Raw genomic sequence first — 7887 nt, 5'->3', positions numbered from 1 at the left:
GTCGCGCCGACCGGCACCCCGGCGCGGGCGTCGGTGCCGTCGGCGGACGGCACGGTCAGGGCGCCGACGGGCTCGGCTCGGGCGCCGGCTCGGTCCCGTCGGGGGCGGCACCGTCCTGCGGCACGACGATCCACGGGCGCGTGGTCGGCGCGACGAGCGTGTTGCCGTCCTCGACCGTGCCGAACCGGGGGTTGACCTCGACGTCGAGCGCGGAGATCCGCTCGGTGACCTCCTGCGACACCGCGTCGGCGTCGGGCAGCTCCTGGATCTTCGACAGCGCGATCGAGTACCGCGCGACCGCGACCGACGCGTCGGAGAACGTCACGTCGGCGTCGGGCGTCTGCTGCGTGACGACCGAGTCGAGCAGGGCCTCGGCGTCCTCGTCGGACACCCCGACGCCGTGCTCCGCGGCGACCTCGACGATCGTCGGCTCGTGCACGAGGACCGTGAGGACGTTCGTCGCCGACACGTCGTTGAGGTACGGGCCGAGCTCGTCGATCGCCGACCGGAGGTCGGAGACCGGGACCGCGGTGCCGTCGACGACCGCCGCGGCTCCGGGCTGACCCGCGCAGCCCGCGAGCACGAGTGCCCCCAGACCGCCCACGACGAGCGCACGGACCTGTCGTCCGCCCGCTCCCGCACGCCTCTGCACCGCCACCTGGGACCTCCCGCGTCGTCGCTCGTCGATCGGCGTCATCGTAGGCCGTCCGGCGGTACACCTCGCACGCAGCCTCACGTCCGGCCCTCCCCCGGCTGGGGCGACCAGGGTGCTACAGATGACTTTCCCTTCCGGCAAGTCATCTGTAGACTTGCCGACATGGAAAACGACTTCGGCGACGACGACACCGCGTCCCGCCCCTCCCCGGCCGAGGCCCGCCAGGCGCTGTCGGAGCTCGCCGCCGACCGCGCGACGCTCGCCGCGCGCGTCATCACGCCCTGGTGGTACCACCCCGCGCTCGGCGGCATCGTCGCGCTGATCGTTGGCACGCAGGCCCTGCCGTTCCCGGCCTCGGCCCTCACGCTGCCCGTCGCGCTCTTCGCGCTGCCCACGCTCGTCGTCGTCTACCGGCGGCGCTACGGCGTGTGGATCAGCCAGCCGACCGGCCCGCGCTCGCGGCGCGTCTTCCGGGCCCTCATGGTGGTCCTCCTGCTCGCCTTCGCCGCCGCCCTGGCCGTGCGGTTCACCGGCGTCGCCTACCACTGGGCGCTCCTGCCCGCCGTCGCGGGCTTCGTCGCGGCCGTCGTGCTCGGCCCGTGGTACGACGACCTCGTCCGGCGCGAGCTCGGCGCGACGCAGCAGGAGGCGCGGTGAGCACCGGTCCCGCCCCCGCGTTCGACGAGGTCATCCACTCGCCCGTGCGGCTGCGCATCAGCGGCGTGCTCCGGCGCGGCGCCGAGCTCGAGTTCGCCGTCCTGCGGGACACGCTCGGCCTGACGGACACCAGCCTCTCGAAGAACCTGCGCGTACTCACCGACGCCGGCTACGTGACGGTCCGCAAGGAGCGGTCCCCCGCGCGCGCCGACGCCCGCCGCCTCACGTGGGTGACACTCACGCCCGACGGGCGCCGCGCCGTCGACGCGCACCTCGCGGCCCTCGCGGAGATCGCCGGCGGCTGAGCCCTCGCGCCGGCCGCTCCGGAGCCCTCGGCGACGTGACCGGCCTACCGCCCGGCCGTCCCCACGCCCGCCGCGGCCGACACGTCACCCAGCACGACCGCGTCGACGAGCTGGCGCGCCCACACGAGCAGCTCGCGCCCGTGCAGCGGACGCCCGCCGATGCGCGCGGTCGTCGGGAACGGCACCAGGACGGTCCGCGTGGCGGGCTTGAGGATCGACCCCGGGTACAGCCGCTTGAGCCGCAGCTGCGCCGACTCCGCGAGGTCGACGGGCGCGAACCGCACGAACTTGCCCTGCGCGGTGACGTCCGTGAGCCCCGCGGACCGCACCTTCTGCCGGAACTCCGCGACCTCGAACAGGTTGTCGACGGCCGCGGGCACCGCGCCGTACCGGTCGGCGAGCTCGGCCCGGACCTCGCCCAGCGCCGCGGCGTCGGCCGCCGCCGCGATCTTCTTGTACGCCTCCAGCCGCAGCCGCTCGTGCGCGATGTAGTCGTGCGGGATGTGCGCGTCGACGGGCAGCTCGATCGTGACGTCCGGGAGCTCCTCGGGGACGTCGCCGCGGAAGTTCGCGACGGCCTCGCCGACCATGCGGATGTACAGGTCGAACCCGACGCCCTCGATGTGCCCGGACTGCTCCCCGCCGAGCAGGTTGCCCGCGCCGCGGATCTCCAGGTCCTTCATCGCGACCGCCATGCCCGCGCCGAGGTCGGTGTTGGCAGCGATCGTCTGGAGCCGGTCGTGCGCGGTCTCCGTGAGCGGCTTCTCGGGCGGGTAGAGGAAGTACGCGTACGCACGCTCGCGCCCGCGGCCGACGCGCCCGCGGAGCTGGTGCAGCTGCGACAGGCCGAGCAGGTCCGAGCGCTCGAGGATGAGCGTGTTCGCGTTCGAGATGTCGAGGCCCGTCTCGACGATCGTCGTGCAGACCAGGACGTCGAACCTCTTCTCCCAGAAGTCGACGATGACGCGCTCGAGCTGGTGCTCGTTCATCTTGCCGTGCGCCACCGCGACGCGGGCCTCGGGCACGAGCTCGCTGATCCGGGACGCGGTCCGCTCGATCGAGTCGACCTTGTTGTGCACGTAGAACACCTGGCCCTCGCGCAGCAGCTCGCGGCGCACGGCGGCGGTGATCTGCTTCTCGTCGTACGCGCCGACGAACGTGAGCACCGGGTGCCGCTCCTCGGGCGGGGTCGCTAGCGTCGACATCTCCCGGATGCCCGTGACCGCCATCTCCAGGGTGCGCGGGATCGGCGTCGCGCTCATCGCGAGGACGTCGACGTTGGTGCGCAGCGCCTTGAGCGTCTCCTTGTGCTCGACGCCGAACCGCTGCTCCTCGTCGATGATGACCAGCCCGAGGTCCTTGAACCGCACCTGGCCCGTGATGAGGCGGTGCGTGCCGATGACGATGTCCACCGACCCGTCGGACAGGCCCTCGACGACCTCCTTCGACTCCTTGTCCGTCTGGAACCGCGAGAGTGCCTTCACGGTCACGGGGAACGCGGAGTACCGCTCCGAGAACGTGTCGAGGTGCTGCTGCACGAGCAGCGTCGTGGGGACGAGGACCGCGACCTGCTTGCCGTCCTGCACCGCCTTGAACGCCGCCCGCACGGCGATCTCCGTCTTGCCGTAGCCGACGTCACCGCAGACCAGGCGGTCCATCGGGACCGACTTCTCCATGTCGGCCTTGACCTCGTCGATCGTCGCGAGCTGGTCGGGCGTCTCGACGTACGCGAACGCGTCCTCGAGCTCGCGCTGCCACGGCGTGTCCGCCGCGAACGCGTGCCCGGGTGTCGCCATCCGCGCGCTGTACAGGCGGATGAGCTCCGCAGCGATCTCCTTGACCGCCTTGCGCGCCCGGCCCTTGGTCTTCGCCCAGTCGCCGCCGCCCATCCGGTTGAGCGTCGGCGCCTCGCCGCCCACGTACTTGGTCACCTGGTCGAGCTGGTCGCTCGGCACGAACAGCCGGTCGCCCGGCTGGCCGCGCTTGCTCGACGCGTACTCGATGACCAGGTACTCGCGGGTCGCCGCGTTGGCGCCCGTGCCGATGGTCCGCTGCACGAGCTCGACGAACCGGCCCACGCCGTGCTGCTCGTGCACGACGAAGTCGCCCGGGCGCAGCTGCAGCGGGTCGACGACGTTGCGCCGCCGGCTCGGCATGCGACGCATGTCCCGCGTGCTGCTGCCCGCGCGACCCGTGAGGTCGGCCTCGGAGAAGACCGCGAGGCGCAGCGGCTCGGCCACGAAGCCCGGACCCACGGGCGCGGGCACCACGAGGACGACGCCGCCCTCGGGCTGCTCCTCGACCGACGTCACCAGGCGCGCCGGGACGTCGGAGGCCTTGAGCTGCTCGACCATGCGCTGCGCGGGCCCGTGCCCCTCGGTCGCCAGGACGAGCCGCCAGCCCTGCTGCTGCAGCGTGCGCACGTCCGCGACGGCCCGCGCGACCTCGCCCCGGTAGCGCTCGACGTCACGCGCGGCGACGACGACCGTCCGGCCGGTCGCCGCGAGGTCGTCCGCGTCCCACGCCGGGCCGCCCGCAAGGGGCGTCCAGCCCGGCGCGCGCGCACCGGCCACCCCCTCGCCCGACGCGTCGGAGCCGGGCGCGCCCGCCGCCACCGTCGCGTCCGCGTCGAGCGTGAAGCCGCTGAGCGTCCACCACCCCAGACCGCGGACGGCGGACAGCGCCCGGACGTCCGCGAACGACGCGAACGACGCCGCCGACAGGTCGAGCGGCGTCGCGGCACCCGCCGCGGCCGACGTCCACGCCGCCTCGAGGAACTCCTGCGTCGTCGCGACGAGGTCGTGCGCGCGGCGGCGGACCCGCTCGGGGTCGACGACGACGAGCAGCGCGTCGTCGGGCACCAGGTCCAGCACCGGCACCATCCGCTCGACGAGGGCCGGCGCGAGCGACTCCATGCCCTCGACCGCGATCCCCTGCGCGAGCCTGTCGAGCATGTCGACCGCACCCGGCAACCGCTCCGCGAGCTCCGCGGCCCGCGCCCGCACCGCGTCGGTCAGCAGGATCTCGCGGCACGGCGGCGCCCACAGCCCGTGCTGCGCGACCTCGAGGCTGCGCTGGTCGGCGACGGAGAACCAGCGGATCTCCTCGACGTCCTCGCCCCACAGCTCGACGCGCAGCGGGTGCTCGTCGGTCGGCGGGAACACGTCGAGGATCCCGCCGCGCACCGCGAACTCGCCGCGCTTCTCGACCATGTCGACGCGCTGGTAGGCGGCCGCGACGAGCCGCTCGGTGAGGTCGTCCAGGTCGACCCGGTCGCCGGCGTGCACCGCGACGGGCTCGAGCTCCCCGAGCCCGTCGACGACGGGCTGCAGGAGCGCGCGGACCGGCAGGACCAGGACCCGCACGGGGCCCGTCGGGCCGTCGGGTGCCGGGTGCGCGAGCCGGCGGAACACGGCGAGCCGCCGCGCGACCGTGTCCGAGCGCGGCGACAGGCGCTCGTGCGGCAGCGTCTCCCACGCGGGCAGGACCGCGACCGCGTCGTCGGGCAGGTAGCAGCGCAGGGCGGCGGCGAGCTCGTCGCCGTCGCGGCCGGTCGCGGTCACGACGACCAGCGGCCGACCCTTCGCGCCCGCACCCTCGGCGCCCGCGAGCGCGGCGAGCAGCGGCGGTCGCACGCCGGCGGGGCCGACGACGTCGAGCTCGCCCCGCGCGGTCACGAGCGAGACGGCCTCCGCCGCGGCGGGGTCGGCCAGGAGGGCGGGCAGCAGGCCGGTGAGGTCCATGGTTCCTTCGCGGGTCGTCCGGGAGCAGGTCCGCGCCGCCGGGTGTCGACCACGGCGGTGGCGACGGGCACGGCCCAGCACGAACGCCCCGGATCCAGGGGATCCGGGGTGCACGATGAGTCTACGAGCCGCCGCCGACACCGCCCGGCGGGCAGCACGGCGGGTGGTCCGGCGCGCAGTCCGGCGACCGGTCCGGCACGCCGAAGGAGACAGGCGAGGACGTCGGACGACGCCCCGGAGGGCGACCGGGAGGTCAGCCCACCTCGGACGCGACGAGCTCCTCGGGGCCGTCGATCGCCGCGAGCGCCCGGCGCAGGGCCGTGCTCGACGTGTGGACCGTGTACGGGAAGTAGATGACCTCGACGCCGACCGCGCCGAAGTCGCGCTCCAGGCGGTCGCCCTTGGCCGTGCCCCGCCAGTCGTCGCCCTTGAAGATGACGTCGAAGCCGACCGAGCGCCACGTCTCGACCTTGTCGGGCTGCACCTCGGCGACGACCTCGTCGACGTAGGAGATGTGCCGCAGGATCTCCATGCGCTCCGCGAGCGGGATGATCGGCCGGCGACCCTTGGTGAGCTCGAGCACCTCGTCCGCGACCACGCCCGCGATGAGGTAGTCGCAGCGCCGCTTCGCGTGCCGGAGGATGTTGAGGTGTCCCACGTGGAACAGGTCGTACGCCCCGGGCGCGTACCCGACGATGCGTGTCATGCCGAACCTCCTGCGGACGAGCTACGGGAATGCTGCGGCCCGCGCCGTCGAGGACCTGCTTCGGGCCGCCCTGCCGCAACCCGCCAGAGCCGACTGTAGGGGAACCGGTCCAACCCGGACATAGTGCACAGACCGACGTCACCCGCTCGGGGCGTTTTTCACCCACCTGCCCAGGTCGGCGGGCATCCGGGTGGTCGCAGGGCCTCGATCGGCCGGAACGCTGCGCCGACCGGGTTAAAACCACCGAGGTTTCACATTTCGCCCACACCGGAACAGGGCATTCCGGGGCAGGATCGTCGAGAATCAGAGCACCGACCAAGGGTGGTGGCCGCTCGGGCGGAACGATCCCCCGTGCACGTCACGCACGGGTGCACGTCCACGAGAGGGGATCACGCATGGAGCCGGCGGAGTACCTCGCGGCACTGCGCAAGCACTGGCTGTTCATCGCCGTGCTCGGCGTGCTCGGCTTCGCCGCGGGGTACGCGTACTCCACGTCGCTCCCGTCGAGCTTCCGCGCCACGTCCAGCGTCTACGTCACCGTGCCCGAGAGCAGCTCCGTGGGCGAGCTCGTGCAGGGCTCGACGTACGCGCAGAACCGCATCGAGAACTACGCGCAGCTCGCCACGAAGCCGTTCGTGCTCGACCCCGTCATCGACGACCTCGGGCTCGACACGACGGCCCGCGCGCTCGCCAAGTCGGTCGGCGTCTCCGCCCCGCTCAACTCGACGATCCTCGAGATCTCCGCCGTGAGCGGCGAGCCCGAGCGGGCCGCCGACATCGCCAACGCCGTCGCCCAGCAGCTCGCGACCGCGGTCGAGGAGCTCGAGGGCGACACCGCGGACGGCGAGCCGAACGTGCAGATCACGATGGTCGGCGAGGCGACGCCCCCGAACTTCGCGTTCGCGCCCAACACCAAGCTCAACGCCGCGACCGGCCTCGTCCTGGGCGGCGTCATCGGCGTCGTCCTCGCGCTCGCCCGGACGCTGCTCGACACCCGCATCCGCTCGATGAAGGACCTGCGGCGCGCGACCGACACCCCGGTCCTGTCGAGCGTCCGGTACGACCGCAAGGGTCGCAAGAGCCCGCTCGTCATGCGGCGCGACCCGTTCGGCGACCAGGCCGAGGCGTTCCGCCGGCTGCGCACCAACCTGCGGTTCCTCACCATCGCCGGGCCGAGCCGGTCGATCGTCGTCACGTCGTCCCTGCCCACCGAGGGCAAGTCGACGACCGCGATCAACCTCGCGATCGCGATGGCCGAGGGCAACGCCCGGATCCTGCTCATCGACGCCGACCTGCGCCGCCCGTCGGTGCACCGCTACCTCGGCATCGAGGGCGCCGTCGGCCTGACCACCGTCCTCATCGGCGAGGCGTCCGCGGAGGACGTCATCCAGCCGTGGGGCGACGGGTCGCTCGACGTGCTGCCCGCCGGGCAGATCCCGCCGAACCCCAGCGAGCTGCTGGACTCCCCCGCGATGGGCCGGCTGCTGCAGCGCCTGTCGCTGCGGTACGACGTCATCCTGCTCGACTCGGCGCCGCTGCTGCCCGTGACCGACGCCGCGGTGCTGTCCCGCCTGACCGACGGCGCGCTCGTCGTCGTCGGGTGCCGCACCGTGCACCGCAACCAGCTGTCCGACGCGCTGGCGTCGCTCGAGGCGGTCGACGCGCGGGTCCTCGGGCTGCTGCTCAACCAGGTCTCCGCGAAGGCGTCCGGGTCGATCCTCACGTACGGCTCGACGCCGCAGTCGACGGCCCGGGCCTGGTCGCTCACCCACCGTGCCGGTCGCCGCGGCGCCGGACGCCAGGAGCCGGTCGGCCCGACCG

The 7887-nt window shown here is 73.6% G+C and carries 6 protein-coding genes; 3 read left to right on the top strand and 3 right to left on the bottom strand.

Annotated features, from left to right (window positions below):
* Positions 1-55: 55 nt before the first annotated feature.
* Complete coding sequence (locus CBZ_RS11435; RefSeq protein ID WP_130781671.1) at positions 56-658, bottom strand: hypothetical protein; 603 nt, start codon at positions 656-658, stop codon at positions 56-58.
* Between the two features lie 159 nt (positions 659-817).
* Between CBZ_RS11435 and CBZ_RS11430 the strand changes: the two genes are divergently transcribed.
* Together CBZ_RS11430 and CBZ_RS11425 are read left to right on the top strand one after the other, a co-directional pair.
* Complete coding sequence (locus CBZ_RS11430; protein ID WP_130781670.1) at positions 818-1312, top strand: hypothetical protein; 495 nt, start codon at positions 818-820, stop codon at positions 1310-1312.
* Positions 1309-1617: a transcriptional regulator gene (locus CBZ_RS11425; protein WP_130781669.1), complete on the top strand. Its 309-nt coding sequence runs from the start codon at positions 1309-1311 to the stop codon at positions 1615-1617. Before CBZ_RS11430 ends, CBZ_RS11425 begins: the two co-directional genes overlap by 4 nt.
* A 44-nt stretch (positions 1618-1661) precedes the next feature.
* Here the strand turns inward: CBZ_RS11425 and mfd are convergent, their stop codons facing one another.
* Together mfd and CBZ_RS11415 are read right to left on the bottom strand one after the other, a co-directional pair.
* Complete coding sequence (gene mfd / locus CBZ_RS11420) at positions 1662-5360, bottom strand: transcription-repair coupling factor (protein WP_130781668.1); 3699 nt, start codon at positions 5358-5360, stop codon at positions 1662-1664.
* Between the two features lie 253 nt (positions 5361-5613).
* The gene (locus CBZ_RS11415) at positions 5614-6066 is read right to left on the bottom strand and encodes an FAD synthase family protein (protein ID WP_130781667.1); all 453 of its coding nucleotides are present in this window, start codon (positions 6064-6066) and stop codon (positions 5614-5616) included.
* Positions 6067-6461: 395 nt separating this feature from the next.
* Between CBZ_RS11415 and CBZ_RS11410 the strand changes: the two genes are divergently transcribed.
* Positions 6462-7887 (top strand): tyrosine-protein kinase domain-containing protein (locus tag CBZ_RS11410; protein WP_165446745.1); only part of this gene is annotated, 1426 nt, incomplete at its 3' end.

The organism is Cellulomonas biazotea (assembly GCF_004306155.1).
In the GTDB taxonomy this organism is placed as follows: Bacteria; Actinomycetota; Actinomycetes; order Actinomycetales; family Cellulomonadaceae; genus Cellulomonas; species Cellulomonas biazotea.
This window is presented reverse-complemented; position numbering and strand designations above follow the sequence as displayed.